17 protein-coding genes are annotated in these 22245 nt (G+C 70.7%); 13 read left to right on the forward strand and 4 right to left on the reverse strand.

Annotated features, from left to right (window positions below):
- Positions 1-187 precede the first annotated feature (187 nt).
- From HEP74_RS04925 to HEP74_RS04935, 3 genes are all read right to left on the reverse strand, one after another.
- Positions 188-5701 carry a GLUG motif-containing protein gene (locus HEP74_RS04925; protein WP_185815452.1) on the reverse strand — a complete coding sequence of 1838 codons (5514 nt, stop codon included), beginning with the start codon at positions 5699-5701 and terminating at the stop codon, positions 188-190.
- Positions 5702-5714: 13 nt separating this feature from the next.
- Positions 5715-7421, reverse strand: a complete 1707-nt coding sequence (locus tag HEP74_RS04930) for a ShlB/FhaC/HecB family hemolysin secretion/activation protein (protein WP_185815453.1) — start codon at positions 7419-7421, stop codon at positions 5715-5717.
- A 492-nt stretch (positions 7422-7913) separates the two neighbouring features.
- Positions 7914-8471 carry an O-acetyl-ADP-ribose deacetylase gene (locus HEP74_RS04935; RefSeq protein WP_185815454.1) on the reverse strand — a complete coding sequence of 186 codons (558 nt, stop codon included), beginning with the start codon at positions 8469-8471 and terminating at the stop codon, positions 7914-7916.
- A 126-nt stretch (positions 8472-8597) separates the two neighbouring features.
- Here HEP74_RS04935 and HEP74_RS04940 point away from each other — a divergent pair, with 126 nt between their 5' ends.
- The gene (locus HEP74_RS04940) at positions 8598-9083 is read left to right on the forward strand and encodes a hypothetical protein (protein ID WP_185815455.1); all 486 of its coding nucleotides are present in this window, start codon (positions 8598-8600) and stop codon (positions 9081-9083) included.
- 123 nt (positions 9084-9206) lie between these two features.
- Here HEP74_RS04940 and HEP74_RS04945 read toward each other — a convergent pair whose 3' ends face one another.
- Positions 9207-9713, reverse strand: a complete 507-nt coding sequence (locus HEP74_RS04945; protein ID WP_524540766.1) for a methyltransferase family protein — start codon at positions 9711-9713, stop codon at positions 9207-9209.
- A 223-nt stretch (positions 9714-9936) separates the two neighbouring features.
- Between HEP74_RS04945 and HEP74_RS04950 the strand changes: the two genes are divergently transcribed.
- The 12 genes from HEP74_RS04950 (at position 9937) to uraH (ending at position 22244) form a co-directional block, all read left to right on the forward strand.
- Positions 9937-11043 (forward strand): nucleoside hydrolase, encoded by a 1107-nt coding sequence (locus HEP74_RS04950; RefSeq protein WP_185815456.1) that lies wholly within the window; start codon positions 9937-9939, stop codon positions 11041-11043.
- A 218-nt stretch (positions 11044-11261) separates the two neighbouring features.
- Positions 11262-12719 carry an AtzE family amidohydrolase gene (locus tag HEP74_RS04955; RefSeq protein WP_185815457.1) on the forward strand — a complete coding sequence of 486 codons (1458 nt, stop codon included), beginning with the start codon at positions 11262-11264 and terminating at the stop codon, positions 12717-12719.
- The gene (locus HEP74_RS04960; protein ID WP_185815458.1) at positions 12719-14299 is read left to right on the forward strand and encodes a gamma-glutamyltransferase family protein; all 1581 of its coding nucleotides are present in this window, start codon (positions 12719-12721) and stop codon (positions 14297-14299) included. The genes HEP74_RS04955 and HEP74_RS04960 overlap by 1 nt, the downstream gene beginning before the upstream one ends.
- Positions 14277-14708, forward strand: a complete 432-nt coding sequence (locus HEP74_RS04965; RefSeq protein WP_255427891.1) for a tetratricopeptide repeat protein — start codon at positions 14277-14279, stop codon at positions 14706-14708. Before HEP74_RS04960 ends, HEP74_RS04965 begins: the two co-directional genes overlap by 23 nt.
- Positions 14709-14847: 139 nt before the next feature.
- Complete coding sequence (locus HEP74_RS04970) at positions 14848-15762, forward strand: LysR family transcriptional regulator (RefSeq protein WP_185815460.1); 915 nt, start codon at positions 14848-14850, stop codon at positions 15760-15762.
- Positions 15763-16218: 456 nt separating this feature from the next.
- Entirely contained in the window at positions 16219-17475 is a 1257-nt protein-coding gene (locus HEP74_RS04975) for an allantoate amidohydrolase (RefSeq protein WP_185815461.1), read from the forward strand.
- A gap of 52 nt (positions 17476-17527) precedes the next feature.
- Positions 17528-18724, forward strand: coding sequence for a pyridoxal-phosphate-dependent aminotransferase family protein (locus HEP74_RS04980; RefSeq protein WP_255427950.1), 1197 nt, complete (start codon positions 17528-17530; stop codon positions 18722-18724).
- Positions 18721-19611: an allantoinase PuuE gene (puuE, locus tag HEP74_RS04985; RefSeq protein ID WP_185815463.1), complete on the forward strand. Its 891-nt coding sequence runs from the start codon at positions 18721-18723 to the stop codon at positions 19609-19611. The genes HEP74_RS04980 and puuE overlap by 4 nt, the downstream gene beginning before the upstream one ends.
- Positions 19608-19988 carry an oxalurate catabolism protein HpxZ gene (gene hpxZ, locus HEP74_RS04990; RefSeq protein ID WP_185815464.1) on the forward strand — a complete coding sequence of 127 codons (381 nt, stop codon included), beginning with the start codon at positions 19608-19610 and terminating at the stop codon, positions 19986-19988. Before puuE ends, hpxZ begins: the two co-directional genes overlap by 4 nt.
- Positions 19985-20476, forward strand: a complete 492-nt coding sequence (gene uraD, locus HEP74_RS04995) for a 2-oxo-4-hydroxy-4-carboxy-5-ureidoimidazoline decarboxylase (protein ID WP_185815465.1) — start codon at positions 19985-19987, stop codon at positions 20474-20476. Before hpxZ ends, uraD begins: the two co-directional genes overlap by 4 nt.
- A 17-nt stretch (positions 20477-20493) precedes the next feature.
- Positions 20494-21915, forward strand: a complete 1422-nt coding sequence (locus HEP74_RS05000; protein ID WP_185816505.1) for an FAD/NAD(P)-binding protein — start codon at positions 20494-20496, stop codon at positions 21913-21915.
- Positions 21879-22244, forward strand: coding sequence for a hydroxyisourate hydrolase (gene uraH, locus HEP74_RS05005; protein ID WP_524540767.1), 366 nt, complete (start codon positions 21879-21881; stop codon positions 22242-22244). The genes HEP74_RS05000 and uraH overlap by 37 nt, the downstream gene beginning before the upstream one ends.
- Position 22245: the final 1 nt, after the last annotated feature.

The following is a 22245-nucleotide window of genomic DNA, read 5'->3' on the forward strand; positions in this document are numbered from 1 at the left end:
CGCGGCGTGCGGCGCGGATATTCAAGTTGCCCACGATGCCGGACCCACGCGCCGAATTGCCGCGCGGGAATGGCGTGCCTGTTCGCTCGGCCTTGGCTGTTCGGCGCAGACCGCCGCCATTCGCGATGCGGGAATGGCGGCGGCTCGGCCGCGCGACGCCTCGGCGAGGCGTCGCAGCCGATGGCGGTTACTGCTGGATGATGCAGGCTTCCGCGGGCGCGGCGGACGTGCCCTGGTTGCAGGCGAGTGCGGGGACGCGAACGCCGCCATCGACGATCAGGATGGAGTCGGTCGCGGCCGTGGCGCTGCTGCCGCTTGCGGCCTGGGCGCTCGCCGCCAGCTCCCTGGCGGTCTCGTCGTTGCCGGTGCCGGAAGTGCCGGTTTGCGCAGTCGCCGAGACCGAACTGTTGATCGCTTGCACCGTCGCATTTTCCAACTGAATGCCGGTGCCGGGACCGGGACCGGGGCCGGTATCGCCGCCGGGCAGCACGCTCAACAGGCCATCGACATAGCTGACGGTGTAGTTGGACAGCCCCGCACCGGTGGCGCCGGACGCGCTGATCGCGTACTTGCCGACCGCGGCGCTGGCGGCCGAACCGCCACTGCTCAGGCCGACGCCGGAGACCGTGTCGCCATTGCGCAAACCGGACACGGTGTAGCCGGTCAGGTTGATGCTGCTGCCGAAGGTCTTGCTGGCATCGGTGGCGACGATGCGCAGCGTCGCCGGATCGACCGTCAGGCTGCCATCGACATAGCTGATGACGTAGTTGGACAGTCCCGTGCCGCTGGCGCCGGAGGCGCCGATGGCGTACGTGCCGACCCCGGCGGTGGCGGCCGCGCCGCCGCTGCTCAGGTTGACGCCGGAAACCGCGTCGCCACCGATCAGGCCGGACACGCTGTAGCCGTTGAGGCTGGCGGTGTTGCCGTAGGTCTTGCCGGCGTTGCTGGCGGTCACCGTCAGGCTCGCCGGGGTGATGGTGATGCTGCCGGTTGCCGTGTAGGCGATGTCGTAGCCCTGCTGGGTGGAGTACAGCCCGCTCACGGCGATGCCGCCATTGCCGGTGGTGTAGGTTCCCGCGTTCTTGCCGGCGGTCGCGTAGGTCAACGACGAACCGAGCAGCAGGTTGCTGTTGGGGTTGCCGCCCACCGTGTAGTTGGACGTGGTGCCGCTGGCGCCGGTGCCGTCGTAGGTCTTGTCCACGCCGGAGACAGTGGCGGTGACCGTGAGCGACTTCAGGAAACCGCGCAGCAACGGCGACGTATGGCCCTCGTACATGCGCCAGGTCAGGCCGGTCCCGCCCTTGTCGTCGATGTTCCAGCCGGCAGCGGTGAAGGTGGACAACGTGGTCAGCTGGTTCCAGCTCTTGCCGCCGCTGTAGCCGTCGATGTTGCCGCCGGCATTGCCGGCCAGGTTCAGGCCGGCATTGATCGCATTGCCGTTGGCATCGGTGGTGGCGAAGAAGCTGGCGACGATGGTGCCGTTGGAATTGGAGCCGACCAGGCCGCCGACCGCATTGCTGCCGGTCACGCTGCCGGTGGCATAGGAGTCGCGCAGGGTGTTGTTGTAGTTGACGCCCACCAGGCCGCCGACATACGCGCTGCCCGAGACATTGCCGCTGGCGTAGGTGTTGGCGATGGTGCCGTTGTAGTTGTAGCCGGCCAGCCCGGCGACATACATGTCGCCGGTCGCGGTGCCGGTGGCGTAGGCGGTGGCGATGCTGCCTTCGTCGTTGTAGCCGACCAGTCCGCCGATGTAATCGTCGCCGGAGACATTGCCCATCGCGTAGACCGTGTTGACGCTGGCCGAATCGTTGTAGCCGACCAGGCCGCCGACATAGCTTCCGCCCGACACGTTGCCGCTGGCGTAGGCCGATTCGATGCTGCCGCCGGACAGGCTGCCGACCAAGCCGCCGGTGTCGTAGGTGGTGCCGGTCACGGCGCCGGTCGCATAGACGTTGCCGATCGTGGTGCTGGAACTGCGGCCGACCAAACCGCCGACGCTCTTGGTTCCGGATACGTGTCCGCTGGCGTAGGCATTGTGGATGCTGCTGGACGCGGCGAGGCCGACCAGGCCGCCGGCGCTCGCGGTGGTGGCGGTGATGTCGCCGGTGGCGTGCGCGTTCTGGATGTTGCTCTGGGTCGCGCTGCCGATGAGGCCGCCGACGTTGTTGCCGGTGGACGAACTGGTGCTGGTCACGTTGCCGCTGGCGCGCACATCGTCGTACGTGCCCAGATAGTCGTTGCCGACCAGGCCGCCGACGGTGCTGCCGCCGGACACCGTGCTCGTCGAGGACGAGGCGGACACCGATCCGGCGTTGTTGCTGCCGATCAGGCCGCCGACGTAGTTGCCGCTGTAGGCGCCGCCGCTGGCGACCACGCTGCCTGCGGTCTGCGCGCCGGAGATCGCGCCGCCGTCGTTGTAGCCGACCAGGCCGCCGACGAAGTTGCCGGTGCCGGCCACGCTGCCCGCGGCGGAGACGCCGCTGAGGGTGCTGGCGTTCTGGCCGACCAGGCCGCCGACATAGGCCAGGCCCGCGATGCTGCTGCCAGTCAGCGCGAGATTGCGGATCGCGCTGCCGCTGCCGGTCACGCCGAACAGACCGACACTGTTTTCGGCGCCGCGGGCGATGCTCAGGCCGCTCACCGTGTGGCCGTATCCGTTCAAGCTGCCGGTGAAGGCGCGCGTGGCATCGCCGACCGGATCGAAGCCGGCGCTGCTCCACATGCCGCTGGCGTTGCTGCCGGAGGTGGTGCTGGCATCGATGTCGGTGGCCACGGTGTAGCTGGCCGCCAGGTTGTAGGCCATCAACTGCAACTGGTGGGCGTTGCCGATGGCGGTGCTGTACTCGCTGGCCAGGAACGGACGGGTCTGCCCCTCGATCATGATCCAGGCCGCCTGCCCGTTGCCGTCGGCGGCGACGTAGACATCGCTGCTGCCGTTGAGCAGCGACCAGGTGCCCAGCGCGCCGTAGCTGGCATGGGCATAGCGGCTGCCGCCGGTGACGCTGGCGACGTTGGCGGAGGTCGAGTTCTCGAAGTTCTGGCCGATCGCGCTGGCCTGCCCGGAACTGCCCGCGTCCCAGTAGGCGTTGGTGAGGCTCGAGTTGTTGCGGTGGTAGCCGACCAGGGCGCCGGCCACTGCGGTCCCGCCGTTGGTGCCGGTGACCAGGCCGGTGGCGTAGACGTTGTCGAGCGTCGCCTGGTAGGTGTAGCCGACCAGGCCGCCCACCTCCGACGTCGCGGTCACGTTGCCGGTGGCGTAGGCGTTGTCGATCGAGGTGCCGACCATCTGCCCAGCCAGGCCGCCTGCGTTGTTGCTGGTCGCCGACACGTTGCCGGAGGCGTAGACATGATCGAGGGGGCCGTTGGTATAGCCGACCAGGCCGCCGATATAGGACACGCCCGAGACGTTGCCGGTGGCGTAGGCATCGCTGATCGCGCCGGTGTTGTAGCCGATCAGGCCGCCGGCGAACAGGACGGTGCCGGTGACGTTGCCGGTCGCGTAGGAATTGCGGATGGTGCCGCCGTTGTAGCCGACCAGCCCGCCGTAGTAGCCCGCGTTCGAACTGACATTGCTGCCCGAGTGAGAGGCGATGACGGTGCCGTCGGGGTTGTAGCCGACCAGCCCGCCGACATAGTTGTTGCCGCTGACGCTGCCCGTGGCGTAGACGTTGCTGATCGTCGCCCTGCTGCTGCCGACCAGGGCGCCGACATAGTTGCTGCCGGTGACGCTGGCGTTGACCAGGCCCAGGTCGCGGATGGTCGCGACGCCGACGTAGCCGAACAGGCCGACGTAGTTGTTCCCCGAGTTGATGCTCAGGTTGCTGATGGTGTGGCCCAGGCCGGTGAAGGTGCCGGAGAACTCGCCGGAGGCCGTGCGGGCGATGATCGGCGACCCGTAGGTGGTGCCGCTGGCGTCCAAGTCCGCGGCCAGGGCGTAGTTGCCGGTATTGCTTATCACGTTCTGCAAATCGTCCATGGAGCGCAGCAGGGTGTAGGCATCGCCATTGATGCTCAGCTGGGCGTTGCTGCCGCTGAGCGTGACCGGCGTTTTGACCCGGTAGTCGCTGCCGCTGGCGGCGGCGCCGTTGGCGGTATAGCCGCCGTAATTCAGCACCAGGCCGGCGTTGTTGCCGGTGGCGGTGATGGCGGCATTGAGGTTGATGTCGTTGTAGGCATCCAGGGTCAGCGTGGAATTTCCGCCCCAGCTGATCGCCGAATTCACGTTGATGTCGCCGCTGCCGCTGCTCACGGTGCCGGGGCCGCTGGCGGTGGTGCTGGTGGTGATCAGGGTGACGTTGGTGCCGCCGTCCAGCGTGCTGCCGATGGTGCCGGCCGCGGCGCTGTCCACGGTCAGGTCTTCCGGATCCACCAGCCAGGTGCCGGCGCTGCCGCCGCCGGCCGCCTTGGCGCCGACCGCGATGCCGCCGAAGTCCACGTGGTGGCCGCTAGTCTCGATGCTGCCGCCGTCGCCGCTGCCGGCGGCATTGGCGCGCAGGCTGCCGTGTACCGCGGTGTCGCCGTTGGACCAGACCACGATCGAGCCGCCGTCGCCGTGCGCGGTGGCGCTGGCGTCGAGCACGCTGCCGCTGCCGACCGTGGCCGAGCTGGCCTGCAGCAGGTGCTCGCCGCCCTGGTAGCCGCCGCCGATGCGGATGCTGCCGCCTGCGTTGGTGCCGCGCGCATCGATGCTGCCGTCGACCGCCACGTTGGCGTCCGACAGCAGCTGCACGCTGCCGCCGTCGCTGCCGGAGACGTCGATGCTGCCGCTGCTGGCCACTCCGCCGCCGCTGGCGACCAGTCGGATGCTGCCGCCGGAGGTATCAATGGCGGACGCTTCGAGCGCGCCGGTGTTGTTGACCAGCAGTTCGGACAGGCCGGTGCTGGCCGCCTGCAGCAGGATCTGCCCGCCGCCGGCGGTGAGCGTGCCGCTGTTCTCCACGGCCGCGCCGGTGCCGCTCGCCGTCTGGGTGGAGGCGGCGAGCAGCTGCAGGCCGATCGCGCCGGCTGCGTCCATGGTCACCTGGACCTGGTCGGCGGAGAGCAGGCGAATGGCGCCGCCGTTGGCGCTGATCGTGCCGCTGTTGGCGACATGGTTGCCGACCAGGTTGACCGAACCGCCGTCGCGCGCGGTGATCTGGCCGTGGTTGATCACGCTGGCGGCTGCGGCATCGCCGCGGCCGAGCAGGTAGCCGTCGCCGTCGTCGTCGGCCAGGCCCAGCGAGCTGGCGACCAGACCGCCGACATTCACCTGGGCGTGGCGGCCGAACAGGATGCCGGCCGAGTTGATCAGGAACACGTTGCCGTTGGCGCGCAGGCTGCCGTTGATGGTGCTGGCGCCATGGCTGGCGTCGATCAGGTTCAGCGCCACCGCCGAGCTGGAGGGCTGGGCGAACACCACGCTGGCGTCCTTGCCGATGTTGAAGCTGTTCCAGTTGAGCACGGCCTTGGCCGCGTTCTGGTCGATGGTCAGGGTGCTGCCGTGCTGCGACACGCTGGCGCCGGTGGCGCTGGACAGCGAGGGCAGGCCGCTGGCGTGCGCAGGCGCGGCCAGCGCCCAGGCCAGGGCGAACGGCAGCAGCGGCGCCAGCAGGCGCTTGGCGCCGGAGGTGCCGCCGCCGGCGTGGCCGGCGGCGACTTCGGAAGCGACCTGGAGCACGCCGAGATTGCGGTTGAAGACGAGGCGGTAAATGCGGTTCATGGCGTTCCCCAAATCAGAAAGTGAGGCCGAAGCGGGCCCAGTAACGTACGTTCTTGCCGTCGGCCGGCTCGGTGCCGCCGGTCGGCTTGGCCGCGGCCAGGTCGAACGACAGGCCCTGCCAGTGGGGAAGGCGGAAGTTCAGGCCGACGCCGGGTCCCTGGAAAGTGGTGACGGCGTCGTACACGGCACGGTTGGCCCCGTTGGGATAGACCCGGCCGTAGTCGTAGAACACGCTGGCGGTCAGCAGTTCGCCCCAGGGGCGACCGCCGAACGGCGAGGCGGTGCCGGCGAAGCCCGGCGCGTCGACCTGGTATTCCAGGCTGGAGTCGAAGCCGCGGTCGCCCAGCGCGCCGCCGAGCGCGAAGGCGCGCACGCTGGTCGGGCCGCCGAGCGAGAACTGCTCCAGCGGCGTGAGCGCATCGTCGCTGTATTGGCCGTTGAGGCGCAGTTGCAGTCGCTGGGTGGCGGTCAGGCCCTGCAGGCGGGTGTAGGCCAGGCGCGCGACCAGGAAGTGGCGGTCGTGCTGCGCGTACAGGTAGTCGGTGCGCTGCGAGTCGTCGTCCAGCGCGCTGCGCACGCTGAGCTGCAGCGCGTCGATCGCATGCCGCTGGCGGTCGTCATGGCGGAAGGCCGCGCCGAGTTCGACCACGTCGAACTTCTGTTTGGACAGCAGCACGCCAAGGCCCTGGATGCGCGAGCTTTCCTGGATCAGGTGCAGCCAGGTCTGCATGCGCCAGGCGTCGGTGTTGCGGAACTTCCAGTCCAGGCCCAGCGATTTCTGCTGGGTCGGCCCCTGGATGCCCAGCGCGGCGAAGGCGCCGGTGTCCAGATTGATCAGGCTGCGGGTGTAGGCGGCGTTGACGCTCAGGCCGTCGACGTCGGCGATCGGCACCTGGTAGGCGAAACTGCCTTGCCAGTTGTTGGCCGGATCCAGCGCATAGGCGTAGCTGGCGGAGAGGTGGTCGCCGAGGCCGAGCGGATTGTTCCAGTCCACGCCGAGCTGGGCACGGTAGCGGCCGATGCTCTCGGTGCCGTAGTTGCTGGCGCCGACGCTGACCTGCAGCGGGCGGTCCTCGGTGGCCTGGATCACCACGTCGGTCTCGCCCAGCTGCGCGCCGGGCTTGAGCACCGAGGTGACGGACACGCCGGGCAGGTCGCGTGCGTAGAGCAGCGCCGACTGCAGGTCCTGCTGGCGCAGGATCTGGCCCTGCAGGGCCAGCGCGGGGCTGGCGATCAGGCGCTCGTCGTAGCGGCGCGTGCCTTCGACGGTGATCTTGCCGACGCGGCCTTCGGCGACGCGGATCTCGACGCTGTGGTCGGCGCCGATGGTCTGCACCGGCAGGTAGGCGCGCGCGACCAGGAAGCCGGCCTGGCGATAGGCCTGGGTCAAGGCATCGGCGATCTGCTGCAACTGGGCGAAGCTGAGCTGGGCCGGCAGAGCCTGGCCGCCGAGTTCGCGCAGGCGCGCATCGGCCAGCGCCTGCAGGCGCTGCGGGCTGATGTCCTGGCGCGGATGGTCGCCGACGCCGGTCACGCGGATGGCCTGGACGGCGATGGGCGCCGCCGCTGCGGCAGGCGTACCGGTTGGGACGGCACCCGCGTCCTGGGCGAAGGCGGCGGGGCAGGCCATGACCAAGGCCAGGCTGGTCGCCCAGGGCAGGGCGAACCGGGCTTTCGCCAGCGCACTCGGACGTGGCCGACGGCAAGAGGTCTTGGTCATGATGAAGTAAAAATAGTGTGAAGTTGGCGCAATGTAGCGCCGCCACTGCAGGCCAATCTGAGCAAATCTGAGCGCGCCCTCGTGCCGGCCGTCACACCCTGACAGGGTGTGGGGGAAATCCCTACAGCGGATGCTTCAGGTCGTCGCCTGCGTAGCAGGGCTGGATGCACGGGCGAGGCGTTGGCGACGTCCGCGCGAGCGGCGGAGTATCGCAGCAACGCTATGCGTCGTGGGTTGCCTGCAGGCCGTGTCGCTGGTGTACGCCAACTGCCGCGGTGCGCACGCCAGGCCTTGGCGCGGGCGTCATTGTAGGCTCGCCGCTCGGGTACTGCATGCCTGTCCGGTGCCGAGTCTTTCGGCGGCCGCGACGCGCGCGGCCTGGGTGGGATGCTCGGCAGGACACTCCAGAACTAATCGCAGCAACACGGCTGGGTGCAAGCCAAGCCCGATGAGCGCGATGCCGCCCATCGGATGCAGCGGCGCGAATGCGGCTCAGGCCACTTGCGTCTGCGCCGCCTGCAGCAACGACACCTGCATCAGCGCTTGCTGGTAGGCCTTGTAGGCCGCATCGCCGTAGGCGACCAGGATCACCCGCTTCGGCACCGCATGCGCACGCTGCCAGGCGGTGGTTTCGGCCACCGCGATGCGCGCGGCCTGGTGCAGCGGATAGCCGTAGACTCCGCAGCTGATCGCCGGGAACGCCACCGAGTGCAGCCCCATCTGTTCGGCCAGGCGCAGCGAGCGCCAATAGCAGTTGGCCAGCAGCGCCGGTTCGTCGTGGGCGCCGTCGCGCCACACCGGGCCGACGGTGTGCAGCACATGGCGTGCCTTGAGCCGGTAGCCGGCGGTGGCGCGAACCTCACCGACCGGGCAGCGCACGCCGGGCTTGAGTTCCGGAAGCCGCAGGCATTCGTCCAGCAGCTGCGGACCAGCGGCGCGATGGATCGCCCCATCCACGCCGCCGCCGCCGAGCAGGGATTCGTTGGCGGCGTTGACGATGGCGTCCACGTCCAGTTCGGTGATGTCGCCTTGCCAGATTTCGATCTTCATGCCGGGATCTTTATGGGATTCCAATGACGGAAACGTGATGAACGTGGAGTTCGCGCCGCTGCGCTGCAACGGCGGCTTAACTGGCGAGCGGCAAGACTGCAGCGTCTTCATCTCAGCGCCTGCGACATGAACCGGACCCAGCCGTCACCCGCCATCGCCGAGGCCCTGGCGCGTGGCGAGATCATCAAGGCAATCAAGCTGTTGCGCGCGCAGAGCGGCATGGACCTGCGCAGCGCCAAGCTGCAGGTGGACGCGTGGCTGCAGGCCGGTGCGGCGCAGACGGTCGCGGAGATGCTCGGCCGGCATGCCGGCGCCAGCCAGACCTCGGCCGGGGCATCGATGGGAGCGGAGACGGACCGGCTGCCGCCGGCGGCGTTGCTGGCGCTGGGCCAGGGGCAACTGCTGCAGGCGATCAAGCTGACCCGCGAGCAGCATCCAGGTATGGGCCTGCGCGAGGCCAAGGAATTGGTCGAGCGTTACCGCGACCGCAACGCACCGCGTGCAGGCACGCCACCGACCGTGGCCGGCGGCGATCGCCCCGGCGCGTGGCTGTGGGGCGTGCTCCTGCTGCTGGTGGCCGCTGCTGCGGCGTTCTGGTGGCTGCGCGGCTAGCGGATTGTTCTGCGAACTGTTTGCAGGTTGTGAGAGCGATCAAGGTAGTGAGATCCAAGGCTTGCCGAGGCGAGCGCAGTTGCGCTCCAACGCGACGCCATCCGATTCGCCGTGCGGCGCTGCCTACAGCCAGCGCCGCACCTGCGCGCAATAGCGGTCATAGGCGCTGCCGAAGCGCTCGCGCAAGCGCGCCTCCTCGAACGGGATCACCACGCGCTGCAAGGCGAGCAACGGCAACGGCAGCAGCAGGAGCGCCCACGGCCAGCCGATCTGCACGCACAGGCCGGCGTAGCTCAGCACCAGGCTCAGGTACATCGGGTTGCGCGTGTAGCGGTACGGGCCGCGCAGCACCAGATGGGACGGGTCGCGTTCGGGCAGCACGGCGGTGCGCCGTTGCACGAACATTGCCAGGCACAGCAGCGACAGCAGCAGCCCGGCGACGGCGACCACGCCACCGGCCAGTTGCATCCAGGCCAGCGCACGGCCTTGCGGCAGCGGCAGGGTCAATGCGCGCTGCAGCCATGCGCCGATCAGCATCGCGGCAATGAAATGCGCGGGCGACGTGGTGCGCACCAGCAGCGGGATACGCGGGTACCGGTCCTGCCGCTGGCTGCTTGCTTGATCGCTCAACGCTACTTCTCCCGTCCCCTAGGCTCAGTGCAGCGCCACTGTAACGCGCCGCAGGTCAGGCAGGGAGCGCGCCATCGTTCGCCGCCGCGCTGCGATCAGTCCGCCGGCGGCGCGCGCTGCAGGCGTCGTGCGCCAACGCGCGGGCTGTGCAGCGCTGGCGCAATGGTGTTCACTTGGCCCGCTGCACACGCGTTGCCTTCCTCCTCCTTCCAATACGCATTCCATGCCCGATCCGACATCCGCTTCCGCTGCTTCCCTCGCACCGCGCCGCCGCGTCATCCTCGAAGACGACATCGACGGCTTCACTCCCGCGCAGCTGCTGTTGCTGCAATCGCCGGAGGTCGAGGTGCTCGGCATCTCGGTGGTCAGCGGCAACATCTGGCGCGACGAGGCGCTGGCGCATACGCGCCGCCTGCTGGAAATCGCCGGCCGCGGCGAGGTGCCGGTGCTGCCCGGGCCGGTGCATCCGCTGCTCAACAGCGAGCTGGCCACCGAGCGCTGGGAAGCGTTGTACGGCAAGCTGCTGTGGAAGGGCGCGTGGACCAGGCAATGGATCGAGCACGACACCGTGCAGAGTTCGCCGCGCTACCACGCGCACGACGTGGTGCCGGACCTGGCGCTGGGCAATCCGTCGGTGGTGCAGGCGGCCAGCGAGCCGGCGGCGTTGTTCATGATCCGCAAGGTGCGCGAATTTCCCGGCGAAGTCAGCATCGTCGCCACCGGCCCGTTGACCAATCTGGCGCTGGCGCAGCGGCTGGATCCGCAGTTCGCGTCGCTGGCGAAGGAGCTGGTGTACATGGGCGGCAGCCTCAACCCGCGGCAGCGCCGCGACAGCGTGTCGGCGCGGCAGTTCGCGCGCGAGTTCGTCAATTCGCCGCGGCGCGAGTTCAATATCCGCTGGGATCCGGAAGCGGCGAGCATCGTGATGCGCTCGCCGTGGCGCAGGATGGTGATGGTGCCGGTGGACCCGTCCACCGCCACCGAACTGACCCCGCAGTTGCTCGCGCGGATGAGCGCCGCCGACACGCCGATCGGCCATGCGCTGCGCCGGCGCGAGCCGGGCTTTCCGCTGTGGGACGAACTGGCCACGGCGCTGTGGCTGCAGCCGCAGCTGGCGACGGTCAGCGAGACGCTATACATCGATACCAACACCGAGTTCGGCCCCGGCTACGGCGACATCCTGTCGTGGGCGCCGGGCTACCAGCCGGGCCTCGGCGAACAGGCGCAGCAGGTGGTGCGCGAGGTCGACGTGGACGCGATCGAACGCCTGTTGGTGGAACGCCTGACCGCGCCGCAACCGCCGGCGCTGGGCGTGCCGTTGCCGGACTGACGGTAGCGCGGCGCCGGCAGCGTGCACGGCGTTTCCGACGCAGGCGCGCTCCCGTGCCAGGTCGCGCCGTTCCGTCCGCCGACGATTCCGCTTGTGCGCCGCGCTGCCGGCGCGCCGGCAGGCCGATGCGCGGCCGCGCTTGCGCGATCCGCTCGCCGCAGGCGACCCTGCAACCGCGGCGAAGGTTGGCCGGCTCCCCTCATCGAGAGACAAGCGTCATGCAGATTCCCACGACGTGGCACGCCGGCATCCAGCGCAACACCGAGTTGCTGCTCGGCTACGCCCAACTGCTGCAGGCGTTCGAAGCGCCGTCCGCGCCGCCGGTCGCGGACGGCGGCGGAGCGGTCGCCGCGATGGTCGCCGCCACGCGCACGGATGGCGCGGCCGCGCAGCGGCACGCGCGGCAGGCGCTGGCGCAGATCGAACGCGAAAATCCGCGCTTGTGCGCGGTGACGCGAGCGCTGCCGGCGCGTGCCGAGGCCGATGCGGCGCGCGTGCAGGCGGCGCTGGCCGGCGGCGGCGATGGCGGTGCGCTGGCCGGGGTGCCGTTCGTGGTCAAGGACCTGTTCGATGTCGCCGGTCTGGCGACCACCGCCGGCGCCGCGTTGCGCGCCGAGCTGCCGCCGGCCACGCACGATGCGGCGGTGGTGCGGCGCCTGGCCGACGCCGGCGCGGTGCTGGTCGGCACCGCCAACATGGACGAATTCGCCTACGGCTTCGCCACGGTCAATGCGCATTACGGCACCACGGCCAATCCGCACGATCCGCAGCGCTTGGCCGGCGGGTCTTCGGGCGGCTCGGCGGCGGCGGTGGCGGCGCGCTGGGTGCCGTTCGCGCTGGGCTCGGACACCAACGGCTCGATCCGTGTGCCGGCGGCGCTGTGCGGCGTGTACGGCCTGCGCCCGAGTCACGGCAGCCTGGAGATGGACGGCGTGTTCCCGTTCGTCGAGGCCTTCGACGTGGTCGGGCCGTTCGCGACCACGGTCGCCGACCTGCGCGCGGTGTACGCGGCGATGCGCGGGCACGAACCGGCGCCGGTGGACACCGCCGCGTTGCGCGTGGCGCGCCTGGGCGGCTGGTTCCAGCGCAACCTCGATCCGGAACTGGAGGCCGGCCTGGCCGCGCTGCATGCCGCGCTCGGCGGCAATGCGTTGCGCGAACTGCCGCAGGCCGAACGCGCGCGCGCCGCGGCGTTCGTGATGACTGCGGCCGAAGGCGGCTACCGCCATCGGCAGGCACTGGCCGCGCACGGCGAGCGCTTCGATCCGGCCACCCGCGAGCGCCTGCTCGCCGGCCTGCAATTGCCCGCGGCCGCCATCGCCGATGCGCAGCGGTTCGGCGCGTGGTTCGCCGGCGCGATGCAGCGCCTGTGGGACGAGGTCGATGTACTGCTGGCGCCGGCCACGCCGTGTGCGGCGCCGCGCATCGATCAGGAGACGATCCAGATCGACGGCAAGGCGGTGTCGGCGCGCGCCAACCTCGGCATCTTCACCCAGCCGCTGGGCCTGGCGCGTTGCCCGGTGCTGGCCGCGCCGCTGTACCGTCCCGGACGCCTGCCGCTGGGCGTTCAACTGATCGCCGCGCCGGGGCGCGAGGACCGCCTGTTCGCGCTCGCCGCGCAATTGGAACGCGACGGTTTGATCGGTTCCACGCCGCCGTCGCTGGAGCCGCGCTGATGCTGCACACCTTGCGTTCCCGGCGCGGCATGGTGGTCGCGCCGCATCACCTGGCCGCGCAGGCCGGGCGCGATGTGCTGCGCGACGGCGGCACCGCGGTGGAGGCCGCGGTGGCGACCGCGGCCTGCCTGGCGGTGGTCTATCCGCACATGACCGGCATCGGCGGCGACGGCTTCTGGCTGATCGCCGAAGCCGATGGCCGCGTGCATGCAATCGATGCCTGCGGTCGCGCCGCGCAGGCCGCCACGCTGCAGCACTACGCCGGACAGGCGGCGATTCCCTGGCGTGGTCCGGGCGCGGCCAACACGGTCGCCGGCACCGTGTCCGGCTGGGCGCTGGCGCTGCAACGCAGCGACGCGCAGCTGCCGCTGTCGCGCCTGTTCGAGGACGCCGTCCATCATGCCGCGGCGGGCATGCCGGTCACCCTCGGCGGTGCCGCCATCGCCGCGGCCAAGGGCGCCGAACTGCGCGAGCAGCCCGGCGCCTATGCGGCGATCTTCGAAGCCGCCGGTCGTCCGTTGCGCGAAGGCGAACTGCTGCGCCAGCCGCAGCTGGCCGCCACCCTGCAACGCCTGGCCGCGGCCGGCCTGGACGATTTCTACCGCGGCGCGCTGGCGGCCGACATCGCCGCCGACCTGCAGGCCTTGGGCAGTCCGCTGCGCGCCGGCGATCTGGCCGCGCACCGCGCCGAGGCCAGCGTGCCGCTGTCGGTGGCGATCGCCGGTGCGCGCCTGTACAACCACGCGCCGCCGACCCAGGGCCTGGCCTCGCTGCTGATCCTGGCGCTGTTCGACCGCCTGGCCGCCGACCAGGCCGACGGCTACGCGCATCTGCATGGGCTGATCGAGGCGACCAAGCAGGCGTTCCTGGTGCGCGACGCGCACGTCGGCGACCCGGCCTGGATGACCCTGGATGCGCAAGCGCTGCTCGACGATGCCGGCGCGCTCGACGCGATGGCCGCGCGCATCGATCCCGCGCGCGCGCTGCCTTGGCCGCAGCCCTCACAGGCCGGCGACACCGTGTGGTTCGGCGCGATCGACGGCGCCGGCCGCGCGGTCAGCTGCATCCAGTCCACCTATTTCGAATTCGGTTCCGGGCTGGTGCTGCCGCGCAGCGGCATCGTCTGGCAGAACCGCGGCTGCAGTTTCCGCCTCGCCGCCGACGGTTGGAACGCGCTGGCGCCTGGGCGCAAGCCGTTCCACACGCTCAATCCGGCGCTGGCGCGTTTCGAGGACGGCCGGCTCATGGCCTACGGCACCATGGGCGGCGAAGGCCAGCCGCAGACCCAGGCGGCGCTGTTCAGCCGCTATGCGCGCTTCGGCATGCCGTTGCAGCAGGCGCTCAGCGCGCCGCGCTGGCTGCTCGGCCGCACCTGGGGCGAGGACAGCACCACGTTGAAACTGGAAGACCGCTTCGATCCGGCGGTGGTCCGCGCACTGCGCGCCGCCGGCCACGCGGTCGAACTGCTGCCGGCCTACAGCGCGGTGATGGGCCATGCCGGCGCGCTGGTGCGCGAGGCCGACGGCACCCTGTGCGGCGCCAGCGATCCGCGCAGCGATGGCGCGGTGGCGGGCTGGTAGCGCTCGCTGCCTGCAGCTTGCGATGGCAATGAACCACGACAGCCAATCCCTCGCGCGTGCCAGAGCGCTGGTGGACGCGGCGATGCGCGATCCGGAGCGTTGGTCCGCCCATCTCGCGCAGGCCGAGGCGCTGCTCATGGCCGCAGCGGCATCGGCGCCGGACGATAGCGCGGTGCTCACCTGCCTGGGCGCGGTGTTGTGCGATCTGGCGAAGTACCGCGAGGCCGCCGAGGCGCTGCAGCGCGCGGTGCGCCTGCGCTCTGACGATCGCAACACCTATTTCAATCTCGGCGTCGCGCTGCTCAACAGCGGCAAGCGCCGCCAGGCCATGCAGCGCTTCCGGCAGGCGGCGTCGCGGCGTGCGTCGGCGGCGACCTGGGAAGCGTATTTCGATCCTCAGGCGCAATGAAGCGCCATGCGCACGATGCAGGCGAAGCACAAGACGAGCGCAGGCGGCGCCAGCGGCGACGCTTCCGTACCATGGCAGTCGCGCGACGACGCAGCCGCTTCCACGCCGAGCGTCAGGCCCCACAGGAACCGATGCCGCCATGCCGACCTTCTCCCGCTTCACCCGCTATTTCATGGAAGTGGCGCATTGGCGCAGCATCCGCCGCGCCTCCGAGGCGCTGCATGTGTCGGCGTCGGCGATCGACCGGCAGATCCTCAAGGCCGAGCAGGAGCTGGGTGTGCAGTTGTTCGAGCGCCTGCCGAGCGGCTTGCGCCTGACCAGCGCCGGCGAGTTGCTGCTGGTCGATGTGCGGCGCTGGGAGAAGAGCTATCAACGCACGCTGGAGCAGTTCGACGAACTGAAGGGCCTGCGCCGCGGCCATGTCGAGATCGCGATGATCGATGCGTTAAGCGAGGGCATCGTGGTCGATGCGCTGGCGCAACTGATCGACGAACATCCGGGCCTGACCTTCGGCCTGCAGACCGAGGACAACCAGAAGGTGGCCGACAAGGTCATCGCCGCGGAGGTGGACTTCGGCCTGCTGCTGGACCCGGTCAGCGGCATCGACCTGGAGGTGGTCGCCTTCGCCGAGATCCCGCTGGGCATCTGCATGCCGGTGGGGCATCCGCTCAGCGGCAGGGCCAGCCTGCAGTTGAACGAAGTGCTCGACGACCATCGCCTGCTGCTGCCGGCCGCGCCGCTGATCGTCAACGAACACGCCAAGGTGGTGTACCAGCGCCAGCACATCGACACGCGCCGCTGCATCCGCTGCAACGACGTGCGCACGCTGCGCGCGCTGGTGCGGCAGGGCGTGGGCGTGGGCCTGCTGTCGCAACTGGACGTGCTGGCGGACCTGGCCGAGGGGCGGCTGGCGTTCGTGCCCTTGCGCGAAGGCCTGGCCAAGCCGATGACGCTGTCGCTGTGCGTGGCCCCGCAGCGGCAGCTGTCCAGAGCCGCGCAGACCATGCTCAAGGCGCTTGCGCCGCGGGTGGAAGCCATCCTGGAACCGCGCTAACCGAGCCGGCCGCAAGCCGTCGAGGTTGAAACCCCCACCTGCAAGCGCACCGCCAGCCACGACCTCCCTGTAGGAGCGGCTTCAGCCGCGACAACTTCCAACCGGCGCCAGTCAAGGCCCGTCTCGAAAGCGCACGAAGCAGCACGCACAACCTCCTTCGCACGCGAATGAGCACGCAGCCCGCGTCGGCGTTGCATTTTTTGCACTGCCCGCACGCGAAAACGGTGTTTGCCGGCTTTCGGCACGCTTCGTATAGTGCTTTTACCCCGGCAAAGCTGCGATTCCTCGGAAATAAGCTTTTGAATTGAAAGAACTTCCTTGGGCGCGCCAGACCCACGCCACGGCTCGCACCGATCGCCCGTCCCGCTCCGCCCGTCTTCCAAGCGAACCCAGCCATGCGCGACACCTCGCCACATCCGGGCCGCGACGGCGGCCGCACCTGAGCCGGCAGCGGCCATGCTGATGCCGGCTAGCGTTCCTGGCCTGCGCGCGGTGGCACGCTGCGACGCGCTCGGCGTGGCGCCCTACAGCGACACTGCGGACGGCCTGTTCCGCGGCTGGCTGAGTCCGGCGCATCGCGCCAGCGTGGCGGCCGTGGCCGCGTGGATGGGCGAGGCTGGCCTGCATCCCCACATCGATCCGGCCGGCAACCTGCTCGGCCGCTACGAGGGCGTCGCCGCGCAGGCGCCGGCGCTGCTGATCGGCAGTCACCTGGACAGCGTGCGCGACGCCGGCCGCTACGACGGCCCGCTCGGGGTGATGCTCGGCATCGAATGCGTGGCCGCGCTGCACGCGCAGGGCCGCCGGCTGCCGTTCGCGATCGAGGTGATCGCGTTCGGCGATGAGGAAGGTTCGCGCTTCCCGGCCTCGATGCTGAGCAGCCGCGCCGTCGCCGGCACCCTGGACCCGGCGGCGCTGCAGGTGGCCGACGGCGACGGCGTGACGCTGGCCGATGCGCTGGCCGTCTGGGGCCTGGACATCGCCCTGCTGCCGAGCGCGGCGCGCGCGCCGCACAGCGTGCTGGCCTATCTGGAAGCGCATATCGAACAAGGGCCGGTGCTGGAGGCCGAAGGCCTGGCGCTGGGCGCGGTCACCGGCATCGCCGCGCAGCGGCGCTACCGCGCGCTGCTGGTCGGCCGCGCCGGCCATGCCGGCACCACGCGCATGGACCTGCGCGCCGATGCGCTGGCCGCCGCCGCCGAATGCGTGCTGGCGGTGGAACAGGTGGCGCGCAGCGGTCCTGCGGATCTGGTGGCCACGGTCGGGCGCCTGCAGGTGGCGCCGGGTGCGGTCAACGTGGTGCCGGGGCGGGTCGAGTTCTCGATCGACGTGCGCGCCGGCGACGATGCCGTGCGCGATGCGGCGGCCGCGGCGATCGCGCAGCGCCTGCACGCCATCGCCGCCGCGCGCGGCGTGCAGCTGGAGCTGCAGTGCGTGCAGGACCTGCCGGCCAGTCCCTGCGACCCGCGCCTGGTCGCCGCGCTGGACACGGCGATCGCCGCGCAGGGCCTGGCGCCGCGGCGGCTGGTGTCCGGCGCCGGCCACGACGCGATGGTGATGGCGGCGCTGTGCCCGACCGCGATGCTGTTCCTGCGCTGCGCCGGCGGCGTCAGCCACCATCCTGCCGAACATGTGGATCCCGCCGATGCCGACGTGGCGGTGGCGGCGATGCTGCACTTCATCGATACCTTGGGAGACACCCTTGTCCGTTGACCCGCTGCACGCCGACCTGTTCGGCGAAATCGATCCGCCGCAACGCCTGCTGATGGGACCGGGCCCGGTCAATGCGCATCCGCGCGTGCTGCGCGCGATGTCCGCGGACCTGCTCGGCCAGTTCGATCCGGAAATGACCGGCTACATGAACCAGGTGATGGCGCTGTACCGGCCATTGTTCGGGACCGAGAACCGCTGGACCTTCCTGGTCGACGGCACCGCGCGCGCCGGCATCGAGGCGGCGCTGGTGTCGCTGGTGGCGCCGGGCGATCGCGTGCTGGTGCTGAACTTCGGCCGTTTCGGGCTGCTGCTGGGCGAGATCCTCGGCCGCATCGGCGCGGTGGTCGAGAGCGTGGATGCGCCGTGGGGCGAGGTGGTGCCGATGGCGGCGGTGGCCGACGCGATCGAACGCGTCGCGCCGAAGCTGGTCGCCTGCGTGCACGGCGATACCTCGACCACGATGGCGCAGCCGCTGGACGGCCTCGGCGCGCTGTGCCGCGCCGCCGGCGCGCTGTCCTACGTCGATGCCACCGCGACCATCGGCGGTATGCGCATCGCCAGCGATGCCTGGGGCGTGGACGTGGTCACCGGCGGCCTGCAGAAGTGCCTGGGCGGGCCGTCCGGCTCGGCGCCGATCACCGTGTCCGCGCGCGCCGCCGAGACGATCTTCGCGCGCCGCCACGTCGAGCGCGGCATCGTCCGCGACGACATCGCCAACGGCAGCGGCATGCGCATCGGCTCGAATTATTTCGACCTGGCGATGGTCATGGACTACTGGTCGGACAAGCGCCTCAACCACCATACCGAAGCCACCAGCATGCTGTACGCGGCGCGCGAGTGCGCGCGCGTGGCGCTGCAGGAAGGCCTGCCCGCGCGCTTCGCCCGGCACGCCGCGGCCGGCCGCGCAGTCGCCGCCGGCGTGCGTGCGCTGGGACTGCAGGTGTTCGGCGACGACCGCTACCGCATGGCCAACGTCACCGGCGTGGCGATTCCCGCCGGCATCGATGGCGAGGCGGTACGGCGGCGCATGCGTGAGGATTTCGAGATCGAGATCGGCACCGCGTTCGGACCGCTGCAGGGCAAGCTGTGGCGGATCGGCGCGATGGGCTACAACGCGATGAAGCACAAGGTGCTGATCACCCTGGGCGCGCTGGAAGCGGTGCTGCGCGCCGAAGGCTATGCCTGCACGCCGGGCGCCGGGGTGGATGCGGCGCTGGCCGCCTGGCACGCCGACGGAGCGCAGGGATGAGTACGGCGCGCGACCTGGTCGGCTACGGCGCGCAGCCGCCGGACCCGCAGTGGCCGGGTGGCGCGCGGGTGGCGCTGCAGTTCGTGATCAATTACGAGGAAGGCGCCGAGAACGGCGTGCTCAACGGCGATGCCGGCTCGGAGGCGTTCCTGTCGGAGATGGTCGGCGCGCACAGCCAGCCGGGCGCACGCGCGATGGCGATGGAGAGCCTGTACGAATACGGCAGCCGCGCCGGCTTTTGGCGGCTGCAGCGGCTGTTCGCCGCACGCGGCGTGCCGGTCACGGTGTTCGGCGTGGCGCAGGCGCTGGCCGCCAATCCCGAGGCGGTGCAGGCGATGCGCGACGCCGATTGGGAGATCGCCAGCCACGGCTTGCGCTGGATCGATTACCAGCAGGTACCGGAGGCGACCGAACGCGCGCATATCGCCGCGGCGATCGCGTTGCACACGCAAGTCGCCGGGACGCGTCCGCTGGGCTGGTACCAGGGCCGTACCAGTCCCAACACCGCACGCCTGGTGGCCGAGGAGGGCGGCTTCGTCTACGACGCCGACAGCTACGCCGACGACCTGCCGTACTACGATCGCCGCCACGGCCGCGCGCAGTTGGTGGTGCCGTACACGCTGGACGCCAACGACATGAAGTTCGTCGCCTACAACGGCTTCGCCGACGGCGAACCGTTCTTCCGCTACCTGCGCGACAGTTTCGAGCAACTGTGCGCCGAAGGCGGGCGGATGATGTCGGTGGGCCTGCATGGGCGCATCGCCGGACGCCCGGCGCGCGCGCTGGCGCTGGCCCGTTTCGTCGATCATGCGCTGGCCAGCGGCCAGGCCTGGATCGCGCGGCGCATCGACATCGCCCGCCACTGGCAGCAGGTGCACCCGGCATGATCGTCGATGCGCCCGAGGTGCTGGCCGAGGTGCAGGCAGCGTTCGCCGCCTACGAGCGTGCGCTGATGGCCGACGACGTCGCCGCGCTGGACCGGCTGTTCCACGATGCGCCGACCACGGTGCGCTACGGCGTCGGCGAGACGCTGTACGGCGCCGAGGCGATCCGCGCGTTCCGCCAGGGTCGCGGCGGGTCGCCGCAGCGGCAGCTGTTGCGCGTGCAGATCGTCGCCTATGGGCGCGATTTCGCCACCGCCGATGCCGAGTTCCTGCGCGAAGGCGCCACCCGCCGTGGCCGCCAGAGCCAGAGCTGGGTGCGCTTCGCCGACGGCTGGAAGGTGGTGTCGGCGCACGTGTCGCTGCAGGGCGAGCACGCATGAACGCCGCCGACTGGAATGCGCTGCCTTCTGCCGAGTTCGTCGCACGCCTGCACGCGCTGTTCGAGCACTCGCCGTGGGTGGTCGAACGGGCCGCGGCGCGGCGCCCGTTCGCCGATCTGCATGCCGGCCTGCTGCAGGTGCTGCATGCGGCCAGCGCCGACGAGCAACTGGCGCTGATCCGCGCGCATCCGGAACTGGCCGGCAAGGCCGCGATCGACGGCAGCCTGACCGCGGCCTCGGCCGCCGAGCAGGCGCAGGCCGGGCTGGACCGGCTCACTGCCGAGGAGTTCGCGCGATTCCATGCGCTCAATGCGGCCTACCGCGCGCGCTTCGATTTCCCGTTCGTGATCTGCGTGCGGCTGACCGACAAGGCCGGGATACTCGCGGCGATGCAGGCGCGGCTGGCGAACGCGCGCGAGGCCGAGATCGCCACCGCGCTCGACGAGATCGGCAAGATCGTGCGCTTGCGCCTGGAGGCCTTGCGGTGAGCGCCAAGGCCGGCGGCTTGCAAGCGCTGTCGGCGCAGGTCGCGCGCGAGCTGCAGTGGCTCGGCCATGGCGGCCCCGACTGGACCCGCCCGCAGCGGCACGGCGCCGAACATGTCTACGACGTGGTCGTCGTCGGCGGCGGGCAGAGCGGGCTGGGCGCGGCGTTCGGGCTGCTGCGCGAGCGCATCTCCAACCTGTTGGTGATCGACGAGAATCCGCCCGGCCAGGAAGGCCCGTGGGTCACCTACGCGCGCATGGTCACCCTGCGCACGCCGAAGGAACTGAGCGCGTTGGACTTCGGCATGCCGTCGCTGACCTTCCGCGCCTACTGGGAAGCGCGCCACGGTGCGGCCGCCTGGGACGCGCTGGGCAAGATCGCGCGCGCCGACTGGATGGACTACCTGCGCTGGTACCGCGAGGTGCTCGGCCTGCCGGTGCGCAACCAGGCGCGGCTGCTGCGCATCGAACCGCTGCCGGCGCAGCGCCTGCAGCGGCTGCACCTGGCCGGCGGCGACAGCCTGCTCGCGCGCAAGGTGGTGCTGGCGACCGGGATCCAGGGCGGCGGGCAATGGCACGTGCCGCCGCTGGTGGCGCAGACGCTGCCGCGCTCGCGTTACGCGCACACCTCCGAGGCGATCGACTACGCGGCCCTGGCCGGGCGCCGCATCGGCATCCTCGGCGGCGGCGCCTCGGCCTTCGACAACGCCCAGCACGCGCTGGCCGCAGGCGTCGGCGAAGTGCACGTGTTCCTGCGCCGCGCCGAACTGCCGCGGATCAATCCGATCCGGCACATGGAGCGCAGCGGCATCATCCCGCGCTTCGCCGCGCTGCCCGACGCCGACAAGTACGCGATGATGGCCAGCTTCTTCCGGCACAACCAGCCGCCGACCAACGACACCTTCGAGCGCGCGGCGGCCTGGCCCAATTTCCGCCTGCATCTGGGCAGCCCTTGGCAGCACGTGACCGAAGACGCCGACGGCGTGGCCGTGACCACGCCGCACGCGCGCCTGCAGTTCGATTTCGTGGTGCTGTCGACCGGCCTGGTCACCGATCCGGCGCTGCGCCCGGAACTGGCCGCGGTAGCCGACGGTATCGTGCGCTGGTCGGATCGCTACCGACCGCCGCAAGGGCAGGGCGTGCCGCTGCTCGACGCGCACCCCTATCTGGGGCCTGGCTTCGAACTGCTGCCGCGCACGCCCGCGCATGCGCCGGCGCTGCATGGGTTGTTCGCGTTCAACTATTCGGCGCTGCTGAGCCTGGGCCTGTCGGCGGCGGCGCTGTCCGGTCTCAAGCACGCGTTGCCGCGGCTGGTGAAGGCGGTCGCCGACCAGTTGTTCCTGGACGAGCGCGAGGCGATCGTCGGCGCCTACCTGGACTACGCCGAACCCGAATTCGTCGGCCAATGGCCGTTGCCGCAAGCGGAGGAATGCGTCGGATGAGCACGCTATCGACCCATGTGCTGGACCTGAGCCGCGGCGTGCCCGCTGCCGGCGTCGCGGTGCGCCTGTTCGCCGGCGAGACGCTGCTGCACGCCGGCGTCACCGATGCCGATGGGCGCTGTCCGGCGCTGCGCGAACTGCGTCTGGCGACGCGATGCTATCGGCTGGAATTCGACGTGGCCGACTACTTTCGCGGCCAGGGCGTGGTCTTGCCCGAGCCGCCGTTCGTGGATGTGGTGCCGATCGCGTTCGGTCTGGCCGCTGCCGCGCACTGCCACGTGCCGCTGCTGGTCTCGCCGTTCGGCTATTCCACCTACCGGGGCAGTTGAG

This window comes from Xanthomonas sp. SS (assembly GCF_014236835.1).
Lineage (GTDB): Bacteria > Pseudomonadota > Gammaproteobacteria > Xanthomonadales > Xanthomonadaceae > Xanthomonas_A.